The organism is Pseudomonas sp. TUM25319 (assembly GCF_056388475.1).
Map to the genome: position 1 here is coordinate 3,321,930 of NZ_CM150751.1, position 25,420 is coordinate 3,347,349.

The following is a 25,420-nucleotide window of genomic DNA, read 5'->3' on the forward strand; positions in this document are numbered from 1 at the left end:
TGCGCGCGCTTACAGCGCCGCCAGCAGCTGGCTCAGCGACGGGCTGCCCGGCAAGCTGGCCAGTTGCGGATGCCCGGCATCGCGCACCTGAACCTTGATCGACACCGGTTGGCCCTGGGTATCCACGCCAAGCAGCACCAGCTCTATCTGGCCCAGGCGCGCCAGTTGCTGGCTGTTGACCCGAACTTCGCTGCTGCGGGGATCGAAGTGAATCCAGCCGGGCAGGGCCAGGCCGTTGGCCAGGCGCAGGCGCGTTGCCTGGCCAGCAGCCAGCAAGGTCGCTGGCAAATGTGCCACGCCTTCGGCGTCGGCCTGGACCTGCACCTTGTCCTTCACTTGCGTGACGCCGATCTCCAGCGCCGCTGGCGCCAGCGGATTGGGCAACGGGTCGAGAGCGTCCGGCTCGGGCAGGGCGTCCGGTTCCGGCAGGCGGGCGATCTCCTGGGCCTGCTGCTGGAAGGCGATGCGCTGGTTCTCGGTTTCCCGCAGTACCTGTTCGGCATCGGCGGGCGCCTGTACAGGTGCCGAGGCCTCGAACACCTGTGGCTGGCTGGCGCCTGTCACGACCTGCGTTTCGCGCTCGTCGGTGGCCTGAAGGATGACCGGAGCAACCGTGTCGGACACGGGCGGAATAACCGGATCCACGGGGTCCACGGGGTCGACAGGATCCACCGGGTCAACCGGGTCTACGGGGTCGACAGGATCCACTGGGTCAACCGGGTCCACGGGGTCGACAGGATCGACCGGGTCAACCGGGTCCACGGGGTCGACAGGATCGACCGGGTCAACCGGATCCACGGGGTCGACAGGATCGACCGGATCAACCGGGTCTACAGGCTCCACCGGATCGACGCCGCCCGCCGTTCCCGTGATGCTCAGATCGACGCTGAAGCGACTGCTGTCGAGCGCCCCGTCGTTGAGCGTGAGGATCAGGCTGATGCGTTGATCGCCGTTGCCACTGTCATTGGCGTAGGACAACTGCCGCAGCAGGGTATTGACCTGGGCGCTGGTGAGGGCGCCATCGATCGTCAGGGTCATGCTGCCGTCGGCCGATTGCAGGCGCGCCACGGCCACGCCATCGAGCAGCACGCTGCCGTTGTCCAGGCTCAAGCCATTGCCGGCGATCAGGCCGAACCGGTCGGCGGACGAGCCGTCGAACTCGCGGCGGATGGTCAGCGTGGCGCCTTGATAATTGCCTGCGCCGTTGTTGGCGGCGTCCAGTTCCGCATCGCTCAGGCGCAGGGTTGGCGCCAGGGCGACCGGCTGGCCGGCACGGTCGTACAGCGGGTCGCTGGCGCCCGGGGCGGACAGCACGCTGAGCCCGTCACCGAGCACCAGTACGCGGCCGTCGGCGCCCAGGACGATTTCGCCGGCCGCAGCGCTGACGCTACCGGCGGCCAGCAGTCCTTCGGCGGTGGCGTAGCGCTGGACCAGGCCGCTTTCCAGGGCCACATACAGGCTGCGGCCATCGCTGCCCAGGGCAATATCGCGGATGCCGCTGAGGTCGAGTGTCTCGACCACGGTCAGGGTCTTTTGCGTGGTATCCAGGCTCAGGCGCACGAGGCCGCTGGCGTCGCTCAGGTACAGGGTCTTGCCGTCGGCGCTCATCGCCAGGTGTTCGACCTTGTCCAGCGTGACGGTAGTGCCGGCACTGTCCTTGCCGCCCTTGAACAGGTTGACGACTGCGGTCAGCCCGCCATTGCTGTCGCGGCTGTAGACGATCACGCCGGGTCGATCGTTGAACGCCGTCGTGACGATCAGGTAGTCGCCGCTGACCCTGATCGAGGACGGCAGCCACAGGTACGGCGCGGACCACGCATCGCCGGCGATCTGCTGCTGGTAGCTCAGGGTGCCGTCATCGGCTCGGCTGTAGACCGCGATGCCGGTATCGGTCATCACGTAGGCCAGCTTGCCGTCACCAGACAGTTCCACCTGGCGGAAGCTCTGCCACTCGTTGCTCTCACCGTAGTTCAGCACCTGCCCCAGGCTCGGTTTGCCGTCTGCGCCGATCTGGTACACCCGCAACTGCTGGTTGCCGTTGGCCGAGACGAACAGGGTCTTGCCGTCGTGGCTCAGGCTCAGGTGCTGGATGCTTTCCAGGCCCTCGGCCAGCGGCAGGCTGTCGATCAGGCTGAGCTGGCCGGTGCTGTCCAGGCCGAACAGGGCCAGATGCCCCTGGGCATCGGCCAGGTACAGCAGCTTGCCGTCGGCGCTCAATGCGGCGCTGCTCAGTTCGCCCAGGCCAGCGAGACTGGCGAGGTGGCGGGTGAGGCTGAAGTCGCCGAGCGACAGCAGCGGATCGTCGGCCACCACCGGGGCGTCGTTGACCAGCACGGTGTTGATCCGGGCTTCGACGGCTGCGGAGGTCAGGCGGCCGTCGTTGAGGGTGATACTGAAGCGCTGCACCGCGTCGGGGCCATGGCTGGTGCTGGCATAGGTCAGCTGGTGGAGGACGTTGTTGACGTCTTCCCGGGTCGGAACGGTTCCCGCATCGTCGTTGAAGCGCACGGTGATCTTGCCGTCGGCAATGGTCACGCGGCCGATCGCCACATCGTTCTTGAACAACTGGCCGTCGACCACCTTGAGCCCGTTGCCGGCCTGGAAGCCGAGGGCGTCGCCGGCCTTGTAGTTGAGCAAGGTCACTTCCAGGGTGCTGCCCTGGTAGTTGCCCAGACCACCGTTGAGGGCATCGAGCTGGCTGTCGCTCAGGGTGGCGGCGGGGGCCAGGACGATGGCGCCTTCGCGCTCGCGGTAGAGCACCGCCGCGCCACGGTTTTCCACCACCGGTGCGCTGTTGGCCACCGCCGCGCCGAAGCTGACGGTGACGCTCTGGGCCAGGCGGGTAAGGTCTTCACCGGCTACGCCGTAGTTCACGTTCTCGCGGATGCTCAGGGCGATCTGGCGGCTGCCGCTGTTGTCGCTGCCGGTGTTGTAGAAGGCCAGGCTGTCGATCAGCGCTGCGGTGTCGCTGGCCGAGCGCATGACGTACAGGGTCAGCACGGTCTGGCCGTTCTCCTGGCGTACCTGGTATTGCAGGCCGTTGGGCAGGGTGCCGGAGTCGAGGGTGTCGAGGTAGATCTTCTGGCCCTGGACCACGATCACATCATGCTGCTTGAGGGCATCGAGGGTCAGGATCACCTGGCCCACCAACTGGCCAGCCTCGATGGTGTCGATGCGGGTGTTGTCGAACAGCTTCACCGGGGCGCCGAGGTCCGGCAGGGTCGGGTTCAGCACGGTGCTGTCGAGAATCGCCGGATCGTTCACCGGCACCAGGGTCACCGCCACGTTCAGCACTGCCCGGTTGCCGTCGCCGTCGAGGAACACCACCTGCATCTTCACTTCGGCGCCGTTGCGGGTCGGGTCCTGGCTGGTGTTGCGGTAGTCGAGCTGGCGCAGCACCTGCTGGGCGTCGGCCTGGCTGACCTCGCCGGTGAAGGTCAGGACCAGGCGGCCGTTCTGCTGCTGCAGGGTGGCGATGATGCTGCCGTCCTTGAGGATCTGGCCGTTCACCAGGGTCAAGCCGTTGCCGTCGCCGAAGCCGAACAGGTCATCGGCAGACGCACCGCCCTGGCGGGCGATTTCCACCGAGGCGCCGCTGTAGTTGCCGCGTTCGTCCAGTTGCAGGTCGCTGACCGTCGCACTCGGCAGCAGCGGCACGGCGCCGTCGCCTTCGGTCACGGTGAGGCCGCTGACGCCCAGGCGCAGGTTGAGCACGCTGGAGTCCCAGTTGCCGCCCACCAGATAGAGGCTCTGGCCGTCGGCGCTGAGGCTCAGGCCCACCAGCTCCCGGTAGTCGCCCTGCAGGTTGTGGGCCTGGCCGATCAGCAGGCCGTTGCTACCCCGGGCATAGCCGGCCAGCTTGCCGCCACCGGCGATGAACAGGGCGCTGCCGTCGGCGGTCACCGCCAGTTCGGCGGCGTCGCTGTCGACGCTCTGGCTGCCCAGCAATTGCAGGCTGCCGTCGCTGCCCAGGGCGAGGATGCGCAACTGCACGACGCCGTCGTCCTGCTTGTCGAGGGCGTAGATGAAGCGGCCATCGCTGCTCTGGGTCATGGCGCTGAGGTTGTGCAGGGTGCCGTCGCCGAGGCCGCTGCGGGCCACTTCGGTCAGGCTGCCGTCGCTGCCGATACGCAGGCTGACCAGCAGGTCCTGGCCACCCACGCCGCTGACCAGCAGGAACTGGCCGTCGCTGCTCAGCAGCAGGCGCTGCGGGCTTTCCAGACCCTCGATGGCGGCGAGCGGGGTCGCCTGGCCCAGGCTGCCATCGCTGGCCTGGCGTAGCTGGAACAGGCCGGCGCTGGTGGCCAGGTACAGGCTGTCGCCCTGCTGGACGACGTCGACGATGGCCGGCACGTCCTCGCTCAGGCCGTCGCCGGCAAAGGTCGAGGCCAGTTGCACCTGGCCGCTGTCGGCATCGCGGGAGAACACCAGCACGCTGTTGCTGGTGCCGGAAAGCACGTACAGCCACTGCTGGTCGGCGCTGATAAGCACCTTTTCGGCGCCGGTCAGGGCGGCGCTGTCGGCCTTGATGCTCTGCACCAGGCTCAGGTGGCCGTCGGCGTCACGGGCGAAAATGCTCAGGGTGGCCTTGCTGGAGTCGTCCCAGTGCACGCCGTCGCTGATCACATAGAGGTACTTGCCGTCGGCACTGAGCAAGCTGTCGCGGGGCGTGTCCAGCAGGCTGCCGAGGCTGTCGTCGTTGTTGCTGGCGGTGTCCACCAGCTCGACATCGGTGGTGGCGCCGCCAAGGTTCGGCCGCTGCTCGGGCTGGGCCTGCACTTCCAGCTCCAGGCTGTACTCCTGCTGGGCGCCGCGGGCGTCGGTGACGGTGAAGGTCAGTTGATACACGCCCACCGTGCCGTCCACCGGCGAGCCGCTGATCAGCCCGGTAAGCGGATCGAAGTTCAGGCCTTCCGGTAGGCCGTCGAGGCTGTAGCTCAGGGCATCGCCGTCGCTGTCGCTGAAACGGTCGAGGGGCAGGGTGACGCTCAGGCTCTGGCCGATTTCCACCGGCTGCAGGGCGGCGATGCTGCCGTCGAGTTGCGGGGCGTGGTTGACCAGCACGACGATCGAGCGCTCGGTCTGCTTGACGCCATCATTGAAACGGATGCTCAGGTTCAGTTGTTTGTCGGTGGCGGTCGGGCCGGCAGCGTAATTCAACTGATGGAGAATCTGGTTGGCGACGGTGCCGTTGACCGCGCCGGTCAGGGTCACGGTGAGGGTGCCAGCGCTCTGAACGAAGGTCGCGACTTCCTGCCCATCCAGCAGGATGCGTTGGCCATCGAGGCTCAGGCCGTTGCCCGCGCTGAAGGCGAAGTGGTCGGCGGCGTTGGCGGTGCCGCTGCGGGCCAGGGTGATGACCAGGCCCTGGTAATTGCCCAGCGCCTCGTAGTCGACGTCGCTCAGTTGCATGCCGGCGGCGACCAGCGTCTCGGTGTTCTCGTTCCAGTGGCTGTTGTAGCGGGCCGAAATGATATCGATGCCGTTGCTCACCACGTAGGTGCCGCTGTAGATGTGCTGGCCGTCGGGGCTCACGGCCATGTAGCCGTTGTTCTTGGCCAGGCCGCTGATCAGGCTGTTGTAGCTGAGCAGGCCGGTGTCGACGTCACGGTTGAGCACCAGCACCGCGCGACTGTTGTTGGTGGCGTAGATCGCCGTGCCGTCGGCCGAGATGGCCAGCTCGCGCATGGCCGTGGCCCTGGTGATGTCGTAGGTGTAGAAGGCGCCGGTGAAGGTCAGCTTTCCGGTGCTGGCGTCGCGGCTGAAGGAGGTGATCATCGTTGCATCGACAGAGTTGACGTACACCGAGCGGCCATCGGCGGAAATCACGATGTCGGTGGCGTTCAGGTAGCGGGTTTCGCTCGCCGGTCGGGTGGCGCTGTTGGGGTCGGCGTTGATGCTGGCGACGGTGATGCGCTCGACGAAGCTCAGGCGCCCGCTGCTGTCGCGGGCCAGTACGGTGATGCTGCCGTTGCTGTTGGACACATACACCGAGGCGCCGTCGCTGCTCAGGACGATGCCGCTGGGGCGTGGCATCTGCGTGGTGTCGTAGTAGCTGCCGAGGTAGGTCAGGGCGCCCGTGGCCGGGTCGCGGGCGTATATGCCCAGCACCGCCTTGCCGGTGCTGGTGAAGCCGGCGGTCATGCCGTTGATGGTGTAGAGCGAGGTGCCGTCGGCGGAAATCACCACGTCGGTCAGCGGACCGTCCAGACGGACTTCGGTCACGGCGGGCGTCGTCGTGGCGTCGGCGGCGCGCACCACGTCGTTCTGCATGGCGGCGATGCCGGCGTAGGTGAGCAGGCCGGTGGCCGCGTCACGGGTGAAGCGCACCAGGGTGCTGTAGCCCTTGGCGCTGTCGAAGCCGCCGACGTACACCGAAGCGTTGTCGCTGGTTGGCGTGACGCTGGTGATGCGGCCCAGGCCATCGACTTCGATGTCGGTGGTGGCCGGGTTGTCGCTGCTGCCCTGGGTGAAGCTCTGCAGCAGGGTCAGCGCGCCGCTGGCGGCATCGCGGGCGTAGACCCGCAGGTAGCTGGTGCCGTTGAGGTTGGTGCCGGTGGTGCCGGCCAGCAGCAGGGTCTTGCCGTCGCCGCTGATCTCGATGGCGTTGACGTAGTCGCTGTAGCCGCTGAGGGTGCCGTTGGCGTAGTACAGGGTGGCTTCTGGGTCGACTTGCTCGGTGATGGTCGGCGCGGTGCCGGTCTTCAGGGTGATGCTGGCGGTGATCTGCGGGGTGCTGGTGTCGCTGCCGCCACCGCCGGTGCCGCCGTTGTCCTGCACGCTGGACAGGGTCACGCTGCGCAGGCCGCTGACGGCCACCGGGTTGTCGTTGCGGTAGCCGATACCGTTGACCAGGGTCTGCAGGGCCGACGGCGCCAGGCCTGCGGTGCTGCTCAGCTCCAGGGTGGCGTTGTCGCCGTCAACGGTGTAGCGGTAGCTCATGCCGTTGGCCAGGATGCCGCTGGCGGACTGGTCGAGGGCGATGGCGGTGCCGTTCACCAGCAGGAATTCCTGGCTGGCGCCGGCGACGCCGCCGAGGGTCAGGGTCAGGTTGCTGATGCTCTGGCCGGCTTCGCCGGTGTTGACTTGGGCGTCCTTGAACAGCGTCACCAGGGTGCCGTGGGTGTCGTAGACCGGGTTGACCACGGTGCCGGCACTCAGTTGCGGGGCACTGTTGAGGGTAATCAGCAGGCTGACCCGCTGCTCGCTGCTGTCCAGTGCGCCGTCGTTGGCCACCAGGCGCAGCTCCACCTGGCCGCTGCTGGTGCTGTTGCGGTAGATCACCTGTTGCAGCAGGGCATTGGCTTCGGCGCGGGTCAGGGCGGCGCTGATGGTGAGGGTGAGCTGGCCGCCGCTCTGCACGAAGCGGCCGATTTCCACGCCGTTGCGCATCAGCCCTTCACCGTCGAGGCTGATGCCGTTGCCGGCGGCGAAGGCGAACTGGTCGGCGGCATTGGCGCCGCCGACCCGCTCGAGGGTCACGCGCATGCCGCTGTAGTCGCCGGCGCCCCCGGCGAGAATGTCGGCGTTGCTGTCACTGAGCGTGAGGCCCTGGCCGATCACTAGGTCGGTGGCGCTGAGGTAGGTTCGCACGTTGGTAAAGCGGCTGACGCCGCTGCCAGCCACCAACAGCGACTGGCCGTCGGGGCTGGCGACCACGGCCTGGGCGCCGGTCACGCTCTGGCTGCCGGTTTCGCTGAGCAGGCCGGTGCTGGCGTTGACCTGGTACTGGTGCAGGCTGCCGTCGGCGCTGGTGGCGTACAACTGGCGGCCGTTGGCGCTGAGGGTCAGGCCATTGACCTGGTCGAGGGCAATGCTGTCGATGCGCACCAGGCCGTTGCTGCCCAGTTGATAGACCTGGATCACGCCCAGTTCGCTGTCGCCCAGGTAGATGAACTGGCCGTCGGCGCTGACGGCGAGGCTGTGGGTGGTGGTGCCGTCGAAGGAGCCGTCGGTGGTGTTGGCCCAGCCAAGGTCCACCACCGACAGGCGATCGTTGCTGCCGCGCCTGAGGACGGTCAGGGTGTCCTGGGACACGAACGAGTCCGGGTCGAGCACCACGTAGACATAGTCGCCGGCGCTGTACACCAGCTTGGCCCGGGCCGACTGCAGGGTGCCTTCGTCGAGCGTCTGGATCGCGCTGCTGCCGATGGCGCCGGTCACCGTGTCGCGGCTGCGCACTTCGAGGCCGCCGTACAGCGTGGTGAAGTAGACCTGCTTGCCGTCGTCCGACAGTGCCAGGCCGCGCAGACTGCCGACGCTGGTGCCCTGGATGCGGCTCAGGGTGCCGTCTGCCGCCACTTGCCAGGTGTGGAGGGTGCCGCTGTCGGCGCTGTAGAGGAACTTGCCGTCCTTGCTCAGGGCCACGTCCACCAGCGAGGTCATGCCGCTGGGGGCGGCAACGTTCTGGATCAGGCTGAGCACGCCCTTGCCATCGACCCCGTAGACCAGCAGCCGGCCGTTGTCGGCGGCGGCATAGAGGAACTGGCCGTTACTGCTGTAGATCGCTTCCTTCAGGGTCACGCCACTGGCGGCGATGGACTGCGCCAGGTCCAGCGGGTTGTCGCGCTCCAGCACCGGCGCACGGTTGACGCCGCTGACCAGGTTGACGGTGGCGCTGATGCTCAGGGACGTGGTGTCGCTGCCACCATCGGCAGTGCCGCCGTCGTCGCGCACCTGGGTCAGGGTGATGGTGCGGCTGCCGTTTTCCAGGGTGCCGTCGAGGGTCTGGTAGCGGATGCTTTCCACCAGCGCCTTGAGATCGGCGGCGCTGTTGGCGGTGGTGGAGGCGAGCACGATATCGACGGTGGCGCTGCCGCCCGAGGTGGTCACGGTGTAGGCGTAATCCTTGCCGCCGCTGGTGCTGCCGCTATTGGGGCTGAGCAGGATCTGCGTGCCGTCGATGATCAGGGCTTCGTGGCTGCCGCTGCTGTCGATGGTCACCCGCAGGCTGTCGAAACGCTGGTCGGTGTCGTTGGCATCGGCCAGGGCATTGCTGAACAGCGGGCTGCCGCTGGCCACGCTGTCGGTCACGGTATGGCTGACCTGGGCCGCGTCGGCGCTCAGGCTTGGCGCATGGTTGACGGCGGTCTGCTGGGCGTCGGCCTGGTCGGCGGTCTGCACCGCGGTGGTCACGGCGGCGGCATCGAACATCATCCGGGGTTCCAGCGCCAGTGCCAGGCTGGTGTGGGGCTTGCGGTTGCGGGGGCGTGACGCACTCATGGCAGGTCCTTGTCGGGAAGCGGAAATAGGAGAAGGCGGGCGGGCTAGTCGATCAGGCGCACGTAGCGCTCATGCCTGATCTTGTTGGCGATCTCGCGCAGCAGGGTGCTCAGTTGCGCCTCGCCATCGCCGAAGTTCTCGGCGTTGGCGAAGGTCATGCTGCCGCCCTGGGCGCAGACGCGCAGGCCGGGGCCGGCGACGCGGTCGAACAGGCGGCGACCGAAGTCGTTGGGATCGCCCGGGCGCACGCCGAGGAAATGGAACTTCAGGCCGCGGGCGCGGAAGCTGGCGCACAGGTCGGTGAAACGGCGCCCGGCAACATCGTTGGAGGACACCGTGGAGTTCTCGCCGTCGATGGCCTGGCCCACTTCGGCGTTGTACGAATCGGTGTCGAACCAGTTGCCAGTGGTGTTGGCCAGCATGACGATGATCTTGGCGTTGTCGCCCGCTCCGCTGGCGTTGAAATTCAGCGGCAGGCGGTTGTCGCCCCAGCCGGCGGTGCCGCGCATCTGCGGCGACAGGCTGGCCGCACCCCAGCCCATGGCGATGGCGTAATTGGTGTTGAAACGGGTGGAGAACTGCTCGACGCGGCGCTCGATGCGGCTCATGTCGCGGGTCAGCGGCAGCAGGGCGGCGGCCGGGCAGCCCCGGTCGGCGACCATCCAGCGCACGTCGTTGACCCCGCTGGCCTGGCCGAAGTCGGGGTTGGGGCCGGTCCAGGAAATCGGCGACGCGCCGGGGCTGCCGTTCTCCGGGAGGTCGTGGCGGTAGTAGATCTTGAATTGCCCGGACGGCGCCTGGTCCCAGAAGTAGTTCTGGCCGACGCCCAGGCCGCGGTACATGCACAGCAGGTTGGCGCGGCGGTCGGGAATGCGTTGGTCGGCCAGGCCGCTGTAGCCGGTGCGGAACAGCGAGCGCAGCTCCACCGGGGTCAGCGCGCCGGGGGCGGCCCAGCGGCGGATGCGCCCGCTGTCTTCGGCGTCGTAGACATTCACCGACTGGCTGTAGGGCACCAGGGAGATCCAGGTCTGGCCATCGGGGCGGGTGCCCAGCACCTGTTTCGAGAATTCCAGCACCAGACGGCGCAGTGCGGCGAGGTCACGGGCCTGTTCGCTAAGGGTGTTGGGGATGATGATCGCCACTTCCACCGGGCGGTTGATCACCTCCACGGTGGAACTGACCTGGATGTTCGTCGTGGGCGCTTGCAGCAACTGCGATTCGGCGCCGAAGCGGGCGCTGACGGTGATGCGCAGCACGCCCTCGTCGTCGCGCTGCTGGGTGACCTGAATGGCATTGCCGCCGATCTGCTCGCTCAGGGCCAGGTCGGTGCCGAGGTTGGCCTGCACCATGCCGGTGGCCAGTTGGTGCATCTGGCTGTCGCTGAGGCTGTCATCGAGCAGGCGCTGGTTGCCCACGGCCATGGCGGCGGCATCGGTGGCGCGCTTGAGCTGGCTGGAGTTCTCCAGCGAGCGGCTGGTGTCGATGACATAGGCGGTGGCCATCAGCGCACCGCCCAGCACCAGAATCGCGAAGGGCGCGACCGCGCCCTGTTGTTGCCGGGCGAAGCGACGCAGGCGGGTGACAAAGGGAAAAGCGGGCATGGCGGGGTGGATTCCTGCTCGGTGACCGGCCAGGAAAACCTCGGCCGAGGATGGCGACAAAGATAGGAATCATTCTTGTTCGCAGCAATCGGCGCATCATTAAGATTGCTTAAGGGTGAGGGGGGTTGCCGGGGGATCAAGCGCCCCTGCAGGTCTGAAGCGAGGAGTGTCCTGCTCTCAACCCCGCTCCGGCCGCGACCAGATGTACACCGCCCCACAGCCCATCCCGCCCACCGCGCACAGCACCACCCACAACGGCGGCTGGTGCCACAGCAACAGCCCCAGGCACACCAGCATTGCCAGGCTGGCCACGCCCTTGCTGCGCCGGCTGATATAGCCGCCATCGCGCCAGTCCCTCAGCAACGGCCCGAACAACCGGTGCCGTTCCAGCCAGCGGCTCAACCGCGGCGAGCTGCGCGACGCTGCCCAGGCACTCAGCAGCACGAATTCGGTGCAGGGCAATCCTGGCAGGATCGCCCCCAGCACGGCCATGCCCAGGCTGACCCACGCCAGCAGCAGGTAGGCCAGGCGCTTGAGGCCCCTGGCCTGGGGAACGGTCTGGCTCATTCGTCGTCCTGCGGGTCGAGTTCGCGGGTGAGGACATCGTCCAGGGTTGGCGTGCCGTGCTGCAGGCGGCTGATGGACTGGACTTCGAGGGTGTCGCTGCCCAGCAGGGCGTAGCTCAACGCCAGGGCATCCACTGTGGAGCACACCTGCACCACCACCATGGGCACGCTGGTCAGGCTCTGCTCGTCATCGGCGCGCAGTTCGTCGGGGAACTCGCCGGTAAAGCGCGGGCCGCTGCTCTGTGCCTGGCATACGCCCCGCACCTGGCCGCGGTAGAGCGGTCGCCAGTTCATGCTGCGATCGCTCTCGACCTTGCTGATGATCACTTCGAATGGCGTGCGGTTCATGCTGGTGGCGCGGTCGACCAGGGCTTCGAGGCCATTACTGTCCAGACGGCTCTGTACGCCGAGCACCGAGGCGATGGTGTGCGCCGACTGTTCCATGTAGCTGCGTGCCTGGTGCAGGTTGTACAGGTCGGCGGCGAGCAGTGTGATGCCGATCAGCACCGGGAACACCAGCACGGTTTCCAGCATCGCGCTGCCGCGCTGGGAAGATCTGCGCTTCATTGGCCGTCCTCGCTTTCCGGATCGCTGGTCAGGTTGCCGAGCAGATGGCGGTATTGGTACTGGTAGCCGTCGCCAAGGCCGAACAGGGCGGGGAACACCGTCATGTAGTCCTGCTTGAGGTCTACCGTGATGCTCAGGATCGGCGGCGAGAACACCGTGTCCAGGGTCGTGTCGTTCGTGCCTTCGCTGTCATCGTCATCGTTCGCGCCGCTGGTGCCGAAGCGCGATTCGCCGTAGCGGCGCAGGTTGTCGAAGGGCAAGACGTCGAGCTTCAGTTCGCTGGCCTCGAACAGGCCGAAGCTGCGTTCCTGCATGCGTTCGGCCAGACGCTGCTGCAGCGCTTCGGCACTCAGCCGGTAGTAATCCGGCGTCTCGCGCAGGCGCTGTACGGCGTGTTCCAGCGCCAGGTTGCCGGCGCCGATCACCAGCGCCATGTGCGCCAGTTCGAACAGCATCATCAGGCCGAACAGCAGCACCGGCAGGATGAACGCGGTTTCCACCGCGGTGACGCCCTCATCGGCGCCGCGCAGGCGGCGCAGGGCAACGAGCAGTTTCATCGGCGCGCTCATCGACAATCAGTCCCGGCTGGCCAGTTTCAGCGGCTGCTGGCTGGCGGCAAGCAGCTCGCTGTCCACCGGCGCGCCGTTGGCGATGCGCTGGCGGGTGGCACGGAAGCGCTCGAGGATGTCCTGGGCGTACTGGGGCTCGAGGCTTTCTTCGAGGATGCGCAGGGCGGTGTCGTCATGGCCGTCCAGCACCCAGGCCAGGGCGAGGTTCAGTTGCAGGGCGATCTCGCCGTTCTGCCGCGCACCGTTGAGCAGGCCGATGGCCTTGCTGCGCTCACCGTCGGCCAGCCAGCTCAGGGCCAGGTTGTTGGTCGCCGGGCTGTAGCCGGGCTCGACCGCCAGCGCCTGCTGGAACGACTCCCGCGCCTCCGGCCGCTTGCCCAGCAGGGTCTGGGCCACGCCGAGGCCGTTCAGCAGTTGGGCCTTCTGGCTGCGCTCGCCTTCAACCTTCAGCGCGCAGTTGAAGTGCTGTTCGGCACTGGCGGCATTGCCCAGGGCCAGAGCGGCGCGGCCGAGGCCGCCGCACAGGGCCTGGCGCTGGGCCGGGTCGAGGGCGGCCAGGTCGCTGCCCTGGCGGGCGCGGTCATACAGCGCCCAGGCGTCCCGTGGCGGGCGCACGGCGGCGGCGACGCTGGCGTATTCCAGCAGATAGCCGCCGGTGAGCGGGGTGCGCTGGTCGAGGCGCTGGTAGACCTCGAAGGCGCCTTCCAGGCGGCCGTTGTCGCGCAGTACCCGGGCCAGTTTCAGCGCTTCGCGATCGTCCTTGGCGGACAGGGTCGGGGCGCCGCCGGGCAGGGCGGAACCGAGGCTGCTGCAGCCGCCGAGGGCGAGCAGGGCGAGAAGGGTGAGGGCGGTGAGGGAACGGGGCATGGCAGGCACTCGGAAAAAGACAGTCGGGAGTCAGTGGGACAACAGGCGAACGATGCGCACCAGCGCCGGCGCGCCCATCATGGCGATGATCGGCGGCAGGATCAGGGTCATCAGCGGCACGCTGAGCTGGGCCGGGAGCTTCCCGGCGTGTTCTTCCAGGGTCAGGATCAGGGTCTTGCGGCTTTCATCGGAAATCGTCCGCAGTGCCTGGGACAGCGGCGTGCCGTAGCGTTCGGCCTGGATCAGGGTCGAGACCATGCTTTCGATGCCGCTGACGCCGGTGCGCTCGGCGAGGTTGAGCAGGGCCCGGGGACGGTCGGCGAGAATCTGCAGTTCGGCGCAGGTGTAGCGCAGTTCATCGGCCATTTCCGGCGCCGACAGCGACAGCTCCTTGGACACCACCTGCAACACGCGACCCAGCGGCAGGCCGGCCTCGGCGCAGATCACCATCAGGTCGAGGGCATCCGGCAGGCTGCGGGCCAGCCGGCCGCCGCGGCGGGCGGCGCGCCATTTCAGCCACAGCTCGGGCAGCAGGCCGCCGACGAACACCGCGATCAGGGCCGCGGTGATGCCGTTCAGGCCCAGGCGCTTGCCCGGTTCCAGCAGGCACATGACCGCCACCGCGAGCAGCAGGCCCAGCAGGTACTTGCCGGCCACCAGCAGGCCCAGTGCCTCGCGCTGGCGCAGGCCGGCCATTACCAGCAGGTCGGTAAGCTTGGCGCGGTCGCGGGGGCTGCCGGCGAGTTGCTCGCCGACCCGGGCCACCGCCTGCAGCACCACCAATACCTGGCGGGACACTTGCAGGCCCTGGTCACGCAGGATGTCGCTGTTGCCGACGGCCTGAGCCGCAGTCGAACGACGGTTGAGCCGCTCGTGCAGCACCGGCTCGCGCTGGCGCCGGTACAGGCCGATCAGGCCGATGCCCAGGCCGCAGAAAAGCAGGCCGAGGCCGGCCTGGACGAACGGGTCTTGGAGAAACAGGTTCATGCGACCTTCCGAACCATCAGGTGGGTGATGAGCAAGCCCAGGGTGACGCTGCCGAAGGCGTAGAACAGCACGCTGTTGCCGGTCGGGTCGTTGAGCAGGAAATTGAAGTCGCGCGGCGAGTTCAGGTACATGTAGCCCAGCGCGCAGGGCACCAGGGCGGCGACGATCTTGGCCGAGGCGCGGGCCTCGGAGGTCTTGGCCTGGACTTTCAGGTGCAGTTCCTGGCGTTCGCGCAGGGTCGCCGAGAGCCGGTCGAGGGTTTCGCCCAGGCGCCCGCCGGCTTCCTGGTTGATGATCAGGATCACCGCGAAGAAGCGGTATTCGTTGAGCGGGATACGGTTGGCCGAATCCTGCATCACCTGGCGCAGCGGCAGGCCGAGGCGCAGCCAGTTGTCGATCTGGGCAAACTCGGCCGCCAGCGGGCCATTGATATTCTGCGCCACCAGGGTGAAAGCGTTGCTCACCGGCACCCCGGCGCGGGCCGCGCGGGTAATGGCGTCGATGGCTTGCGGCAGGCTCAGCTTCAGGTCATGCAGATAGCGGCCCATGGCCCGACGATAGGCCAGCGTGGCAACGCCGAAGAAGGTTGCCAGTGCCAGCAGGCTACCGTAGAGCCACGGCCAGGGCATCTGCCGGCCCAGCACCACGCCGACCATCAGGCTGGCGCTGCCCAGCAGGATCAGGCGCAGGCGCAGTCTGCCGTGCCAACCGAGACTGCGGGTGCCTTGCCAGACGCGGGCCAGGCGTGCGCCCAGCAGCGGCCAGCGGGTGAAGGCCGGCGTACCCTGGTCGCGCAGCAGTTCGGGGTTGGCCTCCAGCGCCAGGCCGAGCCCCGGCTGGGCGTTGGCCAGCTCCGCCCGCAATGCGTTCAGGCGCTCGGCCTGGGCTTCGGCGCGCTGGCGCTTGCGGCTCATGCCGCGCACGGCGAAGAAGCCGATGAAGACGCAGAGGAACACCAGCAGGGTGAACAGATCGAGCAAGGCGGTCATCACAGGCCTCCGCCGAACAGGTGCGCATGCTGGGTGTAGAACTGCGGGCGCTGGCCGCTGCCGCCGAACTGGCCGACCAGGCGGCCGTCGGCGTCCACGCTGGAGGTGGTGAAACCGAACAGTTCCTGGGTCTGGATCACGTCGTTCTCCATGCCGCAGACCTCGGTGATGGAGACGATGCGTCGGCCGCCATCGCGCATCCGCTCGACCTGGACGATCAGGTTCACCGCGCTGGCGATCTGTCGGCGGATGGCTTCCAGCGGCAGTTGCATGCCGGCCATCATCACCATGTTTTCCAAGCGCATGATGGCGTCGCGCGGGGTGTTGGCGTGGACGGTGCAGAGCGAGCCATCGTGGCCGGTGTTCATCGCCTGGAGCATGTCGAAGCTCTCGCCGCCACGCACCTCGCCGAGGATGATGCGGTCCGGGCGCATCCGCAGGGCGTTGCGCACCAGGTCGCGCTGGTCGACCTTGCCGGTGCCTTCGGCGCTGACCGGGCGGGTTTCCAGGCGCACCACATGGCGCTGCTGCAGTTGCAGTTCGGCGGCGTCTTCGATGGTGATCACCCGGTCCTCGTCGCTGATGTTCTGCGACAGGGCGTTGAGCAGGGTGGTCTTGCCCGCGCCGGTACCGCCGGACACCACGATGTTGAGCTTGGCCAGCATGCCGCGCTTGAGCACCTCGACCATCTCGAACGACAGCGCGCCGCGCTCGGCGAGGATGTCCAGGGACAGGTTGCGACGCATGAACTTACGGATGGAAATGGTGGTGCCGTCGATGGCCAGCGGGTAGGTGATGACGTTGACCCGGCTGCCATCGGCCAGGCGCGCATCGACCATCGGGTGGGTTTCGTCGATGCGCCGGCCCACCGCCGCGGCGATGCGCTGGGCGGTGTTGAACACGTGTTCTTCGTCGATGAAGGTGATCGGCGACAGCTCCAGCTTGCCGAAACGCTCGACGAACACCTGGCCGGCACCATTGACCAGGATGTCGTTCACCGAGTCGTCCGCCAGCAGCGGCTGGATCGGGCCGATGCCGACCATCTCGTTGAGCATTTCCTCGCACACCGCCAGCTCTTCCTGCCGCGACAGCTGCAGGCGGCTGTCGTCGCAGATCTTGCGGATCACCGCTTCTACCTGCTGGCGCAGCGCCTCGCGGCCGAGGGCGGCGGCCTTGAGCGGGTCGATCTGGTCGTAGAGCTGGTTGCGGATCAGCCGGCGGTTCTGGATGCCGAGGGTGTCGACCTGGGCACGGTTGGCCGCAGGACGCTGAACGGCGGTGGGCTCGACGCTGGGACGGGCTGGCGCAGGCGCAGGAGCGACTTCGCTGACTGCGACGGCGGCGAGGTTCTTTTTCGGGTGACGGATGATCATCGACCGTGTCCTCGTTTCAGGCGGCGCGACGGCCGCGGCCCAGGGCCTGGCGCAGACGCAGGATCAGATTGCCGCTGGCCGCCGGGGCGCTGCTCGGCGTGCGCCCGCAGGCGAGGTCGGCGAGGTCCAGCAGGGCCTGTTGCAGGGCGGGAGCCCGGCCAGTCTGCAAGGGGCCGGCCAGCAGGCTGTCGGCCAGGACGCTGCCGGCGTGGGGCAGGATCAGGTCCACCTTGTGGCCGACGAAGTCCTCGAACTGCTGGCGCTCCACCAGGTCCAGATGCCCCGGACGCAGCGGATTGCCCACCAGCAGCAGACGCTGGCCGTTGCTCTCGTCGCCGATCTCGCGCAGCAGGCGCAGGCAGTTGCGTGCGTCCTGCACGCTGAAGTCGCAGAGCAGGATGCGCGTGTCGGCGTGCTGCAGCACATCCAGGGCGCCGTGGCAGCGGCCGCTGGGCAGGTCCCAGATGACCTGGTTGAACAGTTGGCAGAGGCTGGCGCCGAGGGTCAGCAGGTGTTCGCTGCTGAAACTGTCGGCGGCGCGCAGGTCCGGTTGCTGGGCCAGCAGGTACAGGCGCTCGTCGATCCGCGCCAGGGCGCGTTCGAGAAAGCGCGAGTCGATCTGCGCGGTGCCCAGGGCGGCGGCCAGGCCGGCATCGCCTTCATGCCCGAGGAGCAGGGCCTGGTCGCCACGGCCACGGTCGAAATCCACCACCGCGCTGTTGCTGTGACGCTGGCTGGCGAGCAACTGGCCAAGGGCCGCGGCGACGGTGCTGGCACCCCGTCCGCCACTGACGCCGGTGACGGCAATGGTGCGGCCAGTGCGGCTGCCGGGGTTGGCGCTGTCATGGGGATCGCGGGCGCGGCGCAGGGTGCTGGCGAACTGGTCCAGCGGCACGGGTTTGCACAGGTAGTCGTGCACGCCGCTGTGCAGCAGGGCGCGGTACAGGTTGAGGTCGTGGGTGCTGCCCAGGGCGATCAGCCGGCAGTCCGGCGGGCAGACCTGGGCCAGTTCCGCCACCGCCTGCAGCGGCGAGGCCTGGCCGTCGAGGTCGACGATCAGCACCTCGGGCGCCAGTTGCTCGCGGCAGCCGTGCAGCGCTGCGCCGAAGCCACCGCTGCGCGCCAGTTGTGCGGGCAGGCCGAGGCGCTGCAGGTACTGGCCGAACAGTTCGGCGTCGGCGGCGCTGGCGGCGTAGAGCAGGACCGGCGGCGTTTCGCTGGCGGGCGGGGTGACTCGCGTGGTGTCGTTCATGGCTCGCTCCGGTCAGTCCTTGTTGAAGTTGATGTCCAGCAGTTCCACGGTCTCGTGGCGCTGGTAGCGCTCCACCGCGTTGACCGCCGCCACGCCATCGGCGCTGTCCAGGCGCTGGGCACGGTTGAGGTCGCGTGGGTCGGCGACCATCCGGGCGATGTTGGCGCGGTTGGCGCAACCCAGCTCACCGACGGCGCGGTAGGGCTTGACGGTCCAGCGGCTCGGGTCGGCGATGCTGCAGTCGGGGATCTGCGCCACCAGCGCCTCGGACACCACCTCCAGGTCGGCGCCCTGGCCCTTGTCCAGTTGGGTCGGGGCGAGGATCACCTGGCGTGCGCCCAGGTCGGTGAGTACCGAGGCCAGGCGTTTGCCGACCTGTTCGCCGGCCGGGGTGGCCGGGCGCAGGGTCAGGGTCTGCTGGCTGAGGCGGCCCTGGCGGTCGAGCATCGTATTGAGGTCGGCCAGCGACTCGCGGCTCAGGCCGCCGCCGGCTGTGGCACTGAGGTGCGCGACCATGGCCGAGGGCACCGCCTGGATCGGCTGCTGCGGGGTCTGCGGGCCGTACAGGGCCTCGCGCTGGTTGTTGACGTTGCGGTCGCAGGCGCCCAGCGACAGGGCGAGGGCCAGGGCGACGAACAGGGGTTTGGCGGCGTGCATGGGATGTGCTCCGAAACTCAGTACAGGTAGCCGGCGGAAGCCTGGGCCGGCAGTTGCGCGTCCAGGGTGCGGAGGCCGCGGCCTGGGGTCTGCAGGTCGCCGGGCGTGGTCGGCTCGACGACGTAGGCGGTGGCGATGATCACCAGCTCAGTGTCGGCCTGGCTGGAGGTGTGGGTCTCGAACATGCGGCCCAGGCCCGGAATGCTGCTCAGGCCCGGAACGCCGCTGACCTGCTGGGCACTGTTGCTGCGCAGCATCCCGGCGAGGGCGAAGCTCTGGCCGCTGGCCAGCTCCACCGTGGTGTCGGCGCGGCGTACCTTGAATGCCGGGATCACGTTGCCCTGCAGTTCCACCGCGCCCTCGTCGGACAGGTCGCTGACTTCCGGTGCCACGTGCAGGCTGATGCGGTTGGGCGACAGCAGGGTCGGGGTCATGCGCATGATCACGCCGTACTGCTTGTACTCGATGGTGATGTTGTTGTTGGTGGTGATGACGATCGGCACCTCGCCGCCGGCGGCGAAGCCTGCGGTCTCGCCGGACATGGCGGTCAGGTTGGGTTCGGCCAGCACTGTCGCCAGGCCGTCCTGGGACAGGGCGGTGAGCAGGCCGGACACCGTGGTCGAGCCGTAGCGATGGAAACCACCGGCCACCGCGTTGGTGGCAGTGCCGCCGGTGAAGGCGCCGGTGGTGGCGTCGAACAGGCTGCGGGCGTTGCGGAAGAAGTAGTTGCCGTCCTTGAGGGTCGCCTCCCAGTTCAGGCCCAGCTCGGAGCTGAGGCTGCGGGACACCTCGACGATGCGCACGCTGAGGTTGACCTGGGCCGACAGCTCCACCTTGAGCTGGTTGATCACCCGCGGGCCATCACTGCCGGCGACACCGCCGCCGTTGGGGCTGCTGCTGGGGGAGCCGAGGTAGGCCTCCACCGCGCTGATCACCTGGCGCGCCTGCTGCGGCGTGCGTACGTTGCCGCGCACCACCAGGCCCTTGGCCGAGGACGGGCCGAGCTCGACCTGGGCGCCCGGTACTTCGGCGGCGATCTGTTTGCTCAGGGCGTCGAGGTCGTAGTCGGCGATGACGCGGATTGCAGCGATCACCTGGTCCTGGGTGTCGAGGGCGTAGAGGGTGGTGGTGCCGGCGCTTTCGGCGAAGACGAACACGCTGCCCGGGGTCGGCGCCTGGTAGCTGGCGACCTTGGGATCGGCCACCAGCACCTTGCTCGCCAGCTTCGGCAGTTGCAGCAGCCGGCCCTGTTTGAGCAGCAGGTGCACGTCACGGGTCTCACGCACTTCGGTCAGGGTCGCCGGCAGGCGCGACACCTGTTTTGGCGCCGGCGCGACGGGGTATTCGGTTTCGGCGGCAGTGGCGTCGGTGTCCACCGGTTCGGCCACTTCTTCGTATTGCGGCGGCAGTTCCAGCGGCGGATCGAGGACCACGACCTCGGCGCGCAGCGGCAAGGCGCAGAACAGACCGAGGCCCAGCGCGCAGGACAGCGCCAGGGGAGAGGCAGGAGCGAACTTCATCGTCAGGAATTCCGAAAAGGCCAGTCAGTGCCCGGTTGCGGGCACGGCGAGGGGTCAGTGGTGGGGCAGCACGATCTCGGTGGCGTTGCCGCGAAACAGCAGGATCGGGCCGGAGTCGTTCGGGTAGACATCGGTGGCCTGGGCCAGCCGGGTGACCTGGCGATCGCCACTGCGGGGCAGGCCGTCACTGTCTTCGCGGTTGCTGCGCAGGGCCAGTTGCAGCTTGCCGATTTCCTTGCTCAGGGCCAGGCGCTCGGCCTGGCGCGGGGTGACTTCGACGGTGACGGTGTCGAAGAACTGGTTTTCTTCGGCCTTGGTGGTGGTGGCCGGCAGCTTGCTGCGGTTGTTGCGCTGGGTCAGCTCGCGGGCGTTGCGGTTGACCGCCAGTACCCGCACGTCGCGCAGCAGCGTCTGGGCGGCCAGCGGCGGCGGGAACAGCGGCCCGGCCATCGGGTCGCGGCCGTCGAGGGCGGTCTTGTTCAGGGCCAGGATGATGTCCACCCGGTCGCCGCCGGCGATCAGGCCTTGTCCTGCGGCCACGGCGGTGGTCGGCAGGGTCAGGGCGCGCATGCCCGGGGTCAGCACGGTGGCGAGGAAACCCGGCTCGCCGGGGCGTACCAGGGCATTGGCGAACAGCGGCTGGCCGGCGGCGACGGTGCGGCGCACGGTGGCACCGACCACCAGGTTGAGGTCGTCCTGGCCGCGCAGATAGACCTGATCGCCCGGCAATTGAGCGTCGGTTTCCTGCCAGCGCAGCAGGCTGTGGTCAATGAACTGCCCGGGTTTCAGCTCGCGGGTGGCGACCAGCACGGCCAGTTTGCTCACCGCTGCGGGAGCCGCCTCGGGCGTTGCGGCGACGGGTGCAGTGGGCGGTGCCAGCAGGACGCGGCCCAGCAGGGCGGCGCCGCCGGCCAGGGTCAGGGCGCCTGCCAGCAGGAGGACGGAAGGGGTTTTCATGGGTCAACCGATGGTCAGGAGTGAATGGGAAACAGCAGGGTGTAGAAGCTGCCGGTGGCGATGGCCAGGCCGTAGGGCAGGCCTTGCGGGCGTTCGCTGGTCAGCACCGTGGGGATGGCGATGGCCAGCCCGGGGAAGCGCAGGCCGAGGCGTTGCCAGAGCAGTGCGACGGCCTGTTCCAGCGGGGTCAGCAGTGGCATCGCCAGGGCGAGGATGCCGCCGGCCAGGGCCGTGACGATCAGGAACGCCATCTGGTTGCCGCTGGCCCACAGGCAGAGCACGGTCATCAGCTTGACGTCACCGGCGCCGACCTGGCCCAGGTTGAACAGCATGAAGCCCACCAGCAGCACCAGCACCGCACCGAACAGTGCGCTGCCGATCTGGCCCAGCAATGCCTGGCCGCTGAGGCCGGCCCAGGGCCCGAGATCGACCAGGGCGAACAGCGGCAGGGCGCACCAGACCAGCAACAGCAGCACCACCAGCAGGTTGTGGATGCGGCGGTAGAGCAGGTCCGAGCAGATCACCCAGCACAGTGCGGGGAGCAGGACGAGGAGGGCGAAGGAGCTGTTCATCTGGACTGACGGGCCGCGTTACTGGGCGGCGCCCTTGTCGCCGTTGATCTGGTTGCCGATGGCCTCGAAACGGTTCTTCAGTGCGGTGATGAACACGCCGTCCTCGCCGAAGATGATGCCGATGGCCGCGGCCATGGCGGCGGCGAGAATGCCGTACTCGATGGCGGTCACACCGCTTTCGTCATTGAGGAAGGCGCGGATGCGTGGGGTCATGGCAAGTCTCCGGAAACGGGGCTGAAGGGGAGGAAATGCCCCTGGCGGGGCGTGGTGATATTAGGATTTATTCTCAATTGGCCGGCAAGGCGACAACCATTAAGAATGCTTAACGAACCTCGCCCGGGGCGCCCAGGCGCTGGCGGCGGATGCTCAGGGTGGCGATCAGCCCGGGGCGGTTGTCGCCCAGGCGCAGCTCGCCGCCGTGCAGTTCGGCGATGGCCCGTACCAGGGTCAGGCCGAGGCCGTGGCCGGGAGTGTCGCTGCCTTCGCCCAGGCGCTGGAAGCGCTCCATGGCCCGCTCGCTCTGGGAGGCGGCGATGCCGGCGCCGTGATCGCGCACCTGCAGTTCGCCATGGCCATTGCGGGCTTCGGCCCGCAGGGTGATCGGCAGCCCCGGCGGAGCATATTTCAGGGCGTTGTCGATCAGGTTGGCGAGGGCCTGGAACAGCAGCGCACGATCGCCGTAGAGCTGGCAGTCGCGGGCCACGTCCAGGCGCAGCGGGCAGCCGCGCTGTTCGGCCAGGGGCTGGTAGTAATCGGCGACATCATTGAGCAGTTCGTGCACGTCGATGGTCTGGAAATGACAGGTCATGCGCCCGGTCTCCACCTCGGCGATGCGCATCACGGCGCGGAACAGGTTCTGGATCCGTTCGCTGTCCTGCACCGCGCACAACAGCTCGTCCCGCGCCGCGCCGTCGAGCATTTCACTGGCGGTCAGCAGCCGGCTCTGCAGGCGTGTCAGCGGTGTGCGCAGTTCGTGGGCGATATGGCTGGTGATGTGCTTGACCTCGTCCATCAGCTTGTTGATCCGCAGCAGGCCGTGGTTGATCTCCACGCCCAGGTGGTCGAACTCGTCGCCCTGCCGGGTGACCGGGGCGCGGGCGGTGTAGTCGCCGTTGGCGTAGCGCGCCAGGGCGTCGCGGATGCGGTTGATGCGGTAGAGGTTGTGCAGGCCGAAGGGCAGGGCGGTAATCAGGATCGACAGCAGCAACAGCAGCAGCCCGGCGCCGGTGGCCAGCGGGATGATCCGTGTGCGCTCCAGCATGGGGCGCAGGTCGAAGGCACTGAAGTACTGGCCGCCGTCGGGCAACGGGATCGACAGGCCAAGGATCTCGGCGGTGTAGCCGTTGCTGTCGGTCACCGTGGTGTGGTGCCAGCGCGGTTTGCCGTTGGCCGGCCGGCTGGGTGCCGGCAGGTAGTCGGGGTTGCCCAGCAGCAGGCGGCCGTCGCGGTCGATGACCACCGCCTGGTGCTCCTTGCGCACCTCCAGCGACTGGCGATGCTGCAGCGACCAGCTCAGTTGCGCGGCATCGCGGTAGCGCCCCTGCAGCTGACCGCTGCGCACCTCGTTGAGGATCATGTCGCGCACATGGCTGCGCATCACCACCTCCAGCAACTGGTTGCTCAGCACGATGGAGATCAGCGAGAACAACAGGCAGATGAAGGCAATGGTGGTGGCCTGGCGAAGGCTGCTGGTGGCAAGAAGAGGGCGCAGGCTAGCCCAGGACATAGCCGATGGCCCTTACCGTCTTGATCAACGGATGGTCGAAGCCTTTCTCCAGCTTGGTGCGCAGCTTGGACAGGTGCACATCGATGAGGTTGGTCTGCGGGTCGAAGTTGTAGCCCCAGATCTTCTCCAGCAACATGCCGCGGGTGACCACCTGCCCGGCGTGTTCGGCCAGCACCTGAAGCAACTTGAATTCCTTGTCGGTGAGGTCGATGGCCTTGTCGCCGCGCTGCACCCGACGGCTGGCCAGGTCGATGCGCAGGTCCTGGATCTGCAGGATTTCGCTCGGCGCCTGGCGCTGGTGACGGCGCGCCAGCAATTCGAGGCGTAGCAGCAGTTCATTGAAGTCGAAGGGCTTGCCCAGGTAATCGTCGGCACCGGCCCGCAGGCCCTCGACGCGATCACTGCTCTGGTCGTTGGCCGACAGGATCAGGATCGGCGGACGGTTCTGCCCGTGCAGGCGCTGCAGTACCTCGATGCCGTCCATCTTCGGCAGGATCCGATCGAGAATCACCACATCGAACACCTCATTGCCGATCATCCGCAAGGCGCATTCACCATTGTCGATCAGCCGGCAGTTGTGCCCGCACGCATGCAACTTGCAGCCAAGCCAATGGCTGACCGAAGGGTCGTCCTCTACTACTAATACCCGCATTACTGCTCCCTCATGGAGATTCGCGCTTGTTCTACCAGCCTGCTCACTCAGTGGTCAGTTAAGAATTATTAAGATTAGATACTGAGAATCATTACCAACAATTGTATGACAACGGATTTCGCTTTGGAAACACCTGATGGCATTTCCCTACTACGCTGAAAGCCGCTCGGGAAAAGCCTTACTCCATTGAAGGTCTTCCAGAGAGGGGGGGCTGATTGAGTAAAATGCCGGCCCCGGGGGTCGTACGACATGGCCCCTGTTCGCCTTGCCATCTCTTGTTCGGGACTTTTCCATGCACACCCTGTCGCGCACCTTTGCCAAGGCGATACTCGCCGCGCTGGGCGACGCCGACCCGGCCGTCGGCCATCTCTGCCGTCGTTTCGGCGAGCCACTGCTTTCGGCCTCGGCGTCGCCGTTCATTGCCTTGCGCACCCTCGACGCACTGTTCGAGCAGGCGGTGGCCCTGAGCGGTGATCCAGGCATCGGCTTGCGTGCGTTCGACCATGCCCATCCGGCCAACCTCGGTCCGCTGGGGTATGCGCTGATGTCCAGCCCCACCATCGGCAGCGTGCTGACGGGCGTCGCCGAGCACCATCACCTGATCGGCACCGGCTTTTGCCTGTTCGTCGAAGCGCGCAGCGACGGCGTATGTCTGGTGGGCGTGCAGGCGGGGGTCGAGCAGCGTCCGCTGTCGCGGGTATTCATCGATGCGATCTCGGCCATTACCCTGGGCCTGTTGTGCTGGCTGGTGCCGGGGCGGCAGATCCGGCCGCTGCGGGCCGAGCTCAGCTACCCGCGCCCGGCCGACACCGACGCCGTCGAGCGCCTGTATGGCTCTGATATCCACTACGGCGCGACCCGCAACGCGCTGTTGTTCAGCCATGCCGATGTGGCGCTGGCGGTTGCCACCCATGACCCGGCCCTGCACGCGGTGCACAACCAGTACCTGGCGCAATGGCGGCAATCCGCCGACAGCGAACAGGCGAGCCTGCGGGTCCGGCGGGTCATCAGCGAGCGTTTCGCCCACGGGCAGGCCGTGACCCTGGCCGGGGTGGCCGACAGCCTGGCGATGACCGCCAACCAGCTCAGCCGGGCCCTGGAACAGGAGGGCCACAGCTTCCTGCGCCTGCTGGATGAAGTCCGCCTGCGTGACAGCCACCACCTGCTGCGCAACAGCGCCCTGAGTTTCAAGCAGATCGCCTATCAGGTCGGCTTCCGTCACCAGAGCGCGTTCAACAAAGCCTGTGAACGCTGGTTCGGCATGGGTCCCGGACGCTACCGCGAACGCGGCGGGATATAGCAGGCGTTCATTTATCCACGCAGCACTTTCATTTATCCCTCGG

The 25,420-nt window shown here is 67.7% G+C and carries 18 protein-coding genes; 1 reads left to right on the plus strand and 17 read right to left on the minus strand.

Annotated features, from left to right (window positions below; all coding sequences use genetic code 11):
* Positions 1-9: 9 nt before the first annotated feature.
* The 17 genes from AC05QJ_RS15640 to AC05QJ_RS15720 all read right to left on the minus strand — a co-directional run bounded on the left by AC05QJ_RS15640 (position 10) and on the right by AC05QJ_RS15720 (position 24,077).
* A complete protein-coding gene (locus AC05QJ_RS15640) occupies positions 10-9,222 on the minus strand; it encodes a beta-propeller fold lactonase family protein (protein WP_476747727.1) in 9,213 nt (3,070 codons plus the stop codon).
* Positions 9,223-9,266: 44 nt separating this feature from the next.
* Positions 9,267-10,823 (minus strand): TadE/TadG family type IV pilus assembly protein, encoded by a 1,557-nt coding sequence (locus AC05QJ_RS15645; RefSeq protein WP_476747728.1) that lies wholly within the window; start codon positions 10,821-10,823, stop codon positions 9,267-9,269.
* A gap of 177 nt (positions 10,824-11,000) precedes the next feature.
* Positions 11,001-11,390, minus strand: a complete 390-nt coding sequence (locus AC05QJ_RS15650; RefSeq protein ID WP_476747729.1) for a YbaN family protein — start codon at positions 11,388-11,390, stop codon at positions 11,001-11,003.
* Entirely contained in the window at positions 11,387-11,956 is a 570-nt protein-coding gene (locus AC05QJ_RS15655; protein WP_476747730.1) for a TadE/TadG family type IV pilus assembly protein, read from the minus strand. Before AC05QJ_RS15655 ends, AC05QJ_RS15650 begins: the two co-directional genes overlap by 4 nt.
* A complete protein-coding gene (locus AC05QJ_RS15660; RefSeq protein WP_476747731.1) occupies positions 11,953-12,513 on the minus strand; it encodes a TadE/TadG family type IV pilus assembly protein in 561 nt (186 codons plus the stop codon). The genes AC05QJ_RS15655 and AC05QJ_RS15660 overlap by 4 nt, the downstream gene beginning before the upstream one ends.
* A gap of 18 nt (positions 12,514-12,531) precedes the next feature.
* Positions 12,532-13,392 carry a tetratricopeptide repeat protein gene (locus tag AC05QJ_RS15665; RefSeq protein WP_476747732.1) on the minus strand — a complete coding sequence of 287 codons (861 nt, stop codon included), beginning with the start codon at positions 13,390-13,392 and terminating at the stop codon, positions 12,532-12,534.
* Positions 13,393-13,422: 30 nt separating this feature from the next.
* Positions 13,423-14,379, minus strand: coding sequence for a type II secretion system F family protein (locus AC05QJ_RS15670; RefSeq protein ID WP_476747733.1), 957 nt, complete (start codon positions 14,377-14,379; stop codon positions 13,423-13,425).
* Entirely contained in the window at positions 14,376-15,368 is a 993-nt protein-coding gene (locus AC05QJ_RS15675; RefSeq protein ID WP_476747734.1) for a type II secretion system F family protein, read from the minus strand. The genes AC05QJ_RS15670 and AC05QJ_RS15675 overlap by 4 nt, the downstream gene beginning before the upstream one ends.
* A complete protein-coding gene (locus AC05QJ_RS15680; protein WP_476747735.1) occupies positions 15,368-16,741 on the minus strand; it encodes a CpaF family protein in 1,374 nt (457 codons plus the stop codon). Before AC05QJ_RS15680 ends, AC05QJ_RS15675 begins: the two co-directional genes overlap by 1 nt.
* 16 nt (positions 16,742-16,757) lie before the next feature.
* Complete coding sequence (locus tag AC05QJ_RS15685) at positions 16,758-17,993, minus strand: CpaE/TadZ family protein (protein ID WP_476747736.1); 1,236 nt, start codon at positions 17,991-17,993, stop codon at positions 16,758-16,760.
* A gap of 12 nt (positions 17,994-18,005) precedes the next feature.
* Complete coding sequence (locus AC05QJ_RS15690; protein ID WP_476747737.1) at positions 18,006-18,650, minus strand: CpaD family pilus assembly lipoprotein; 645 nt, start codon at positions 18,648-18,650, stop codon at positions 18,006-18,008.
* A 17-nt stretch (positions 18,651-18,667) separates the two neighbouring features.
* Positions 18,668-20,170: a type II and III secretion system protein family protein gene (locus AC05QJ_RS15695; protein WP_476747738.1), complete on the minus strand. Its 1,503-nt coding sequence runs from the start codon at positions 20,168-20,170 to the stop codon at positions 18,668-18,670.
* A gap of 54 nt (positions 20,171-20,224) precedes the next feature.
* Positions 20,225-21,127: a Flp pilus assembly protein CpaB gene (gene cpaB, locus AC05QJ_RS15700; protein WP_476747739.1), complete on the minus strand. Its 903-nt coding sequence runs from the start codon at positions 21,125-21,127 to the stop codon at positions 20,225-20,227.
* Positions 21,128-21,141: 14 nt separating this feature from the next.
* Complete coding sequence (locus AC05QJ_RS15705; RefSeq protein ID WP_476747740.1) at positions 21,142-21,699, minus strand: A24 family peptidase; 558 nt, start codon at positions 21,697-21,699, stop codon at positions 21,142-21,144.
* Between the two features lie 18 nt (positions 21,700-21,717).
* Positions 21,718-21,912, minus strand: a complete 195-nt coding sequence (locus tag AC05QJ_RS15710; RefSeq protein ID WP_476747741.1) for a Flp family type IVb pilin — start codon at positions 21,910-21,912, stop codon at positions 21,718-21,720.
* Positions 21,913-22,021: 109 nt separating this feature from the next.
* Entirely contained in the window at positions 22,022-23,425 is a 1,404-nt protein-coding gene (locus AC05QJ_RS15715; protein ID WP_476747742.1) for a sensor histidine kinase, read from the minus strand.
* Entirely contained in the window at positions 23,412-24,077 is a 666-nt protein-coding gene (locus tag AC05QJ_RS15720) for a response regulator transcription factor (protein WP_476747743.1), read from the minus strand. Before AC05QJ_RS15720 ends, AC05QJ_RS15715 begins: the two co-directional genes overlap by 14 nt.
* 292 nt (positions 24,078-24,369) lie before the next feature.
* On the opposite strand from AC05QJ_RS15720, the gene AC05QJ_RS15725 reads away from it, so the two are divergent.
* Positions 24,370-25,377: an AraC family transcriptional regulator gene (locus tag AC05QJ_RS15725; RefSeq protein WP_476747744.1), complete on the plus strand. Its 1,008-nt coding sequence runs from the start codon at positions 24,370-24,372 to the stop codon at positions 25,375-25,377.
* Positions 25,378-25,420: the final 43 nt, after the last annotated feature.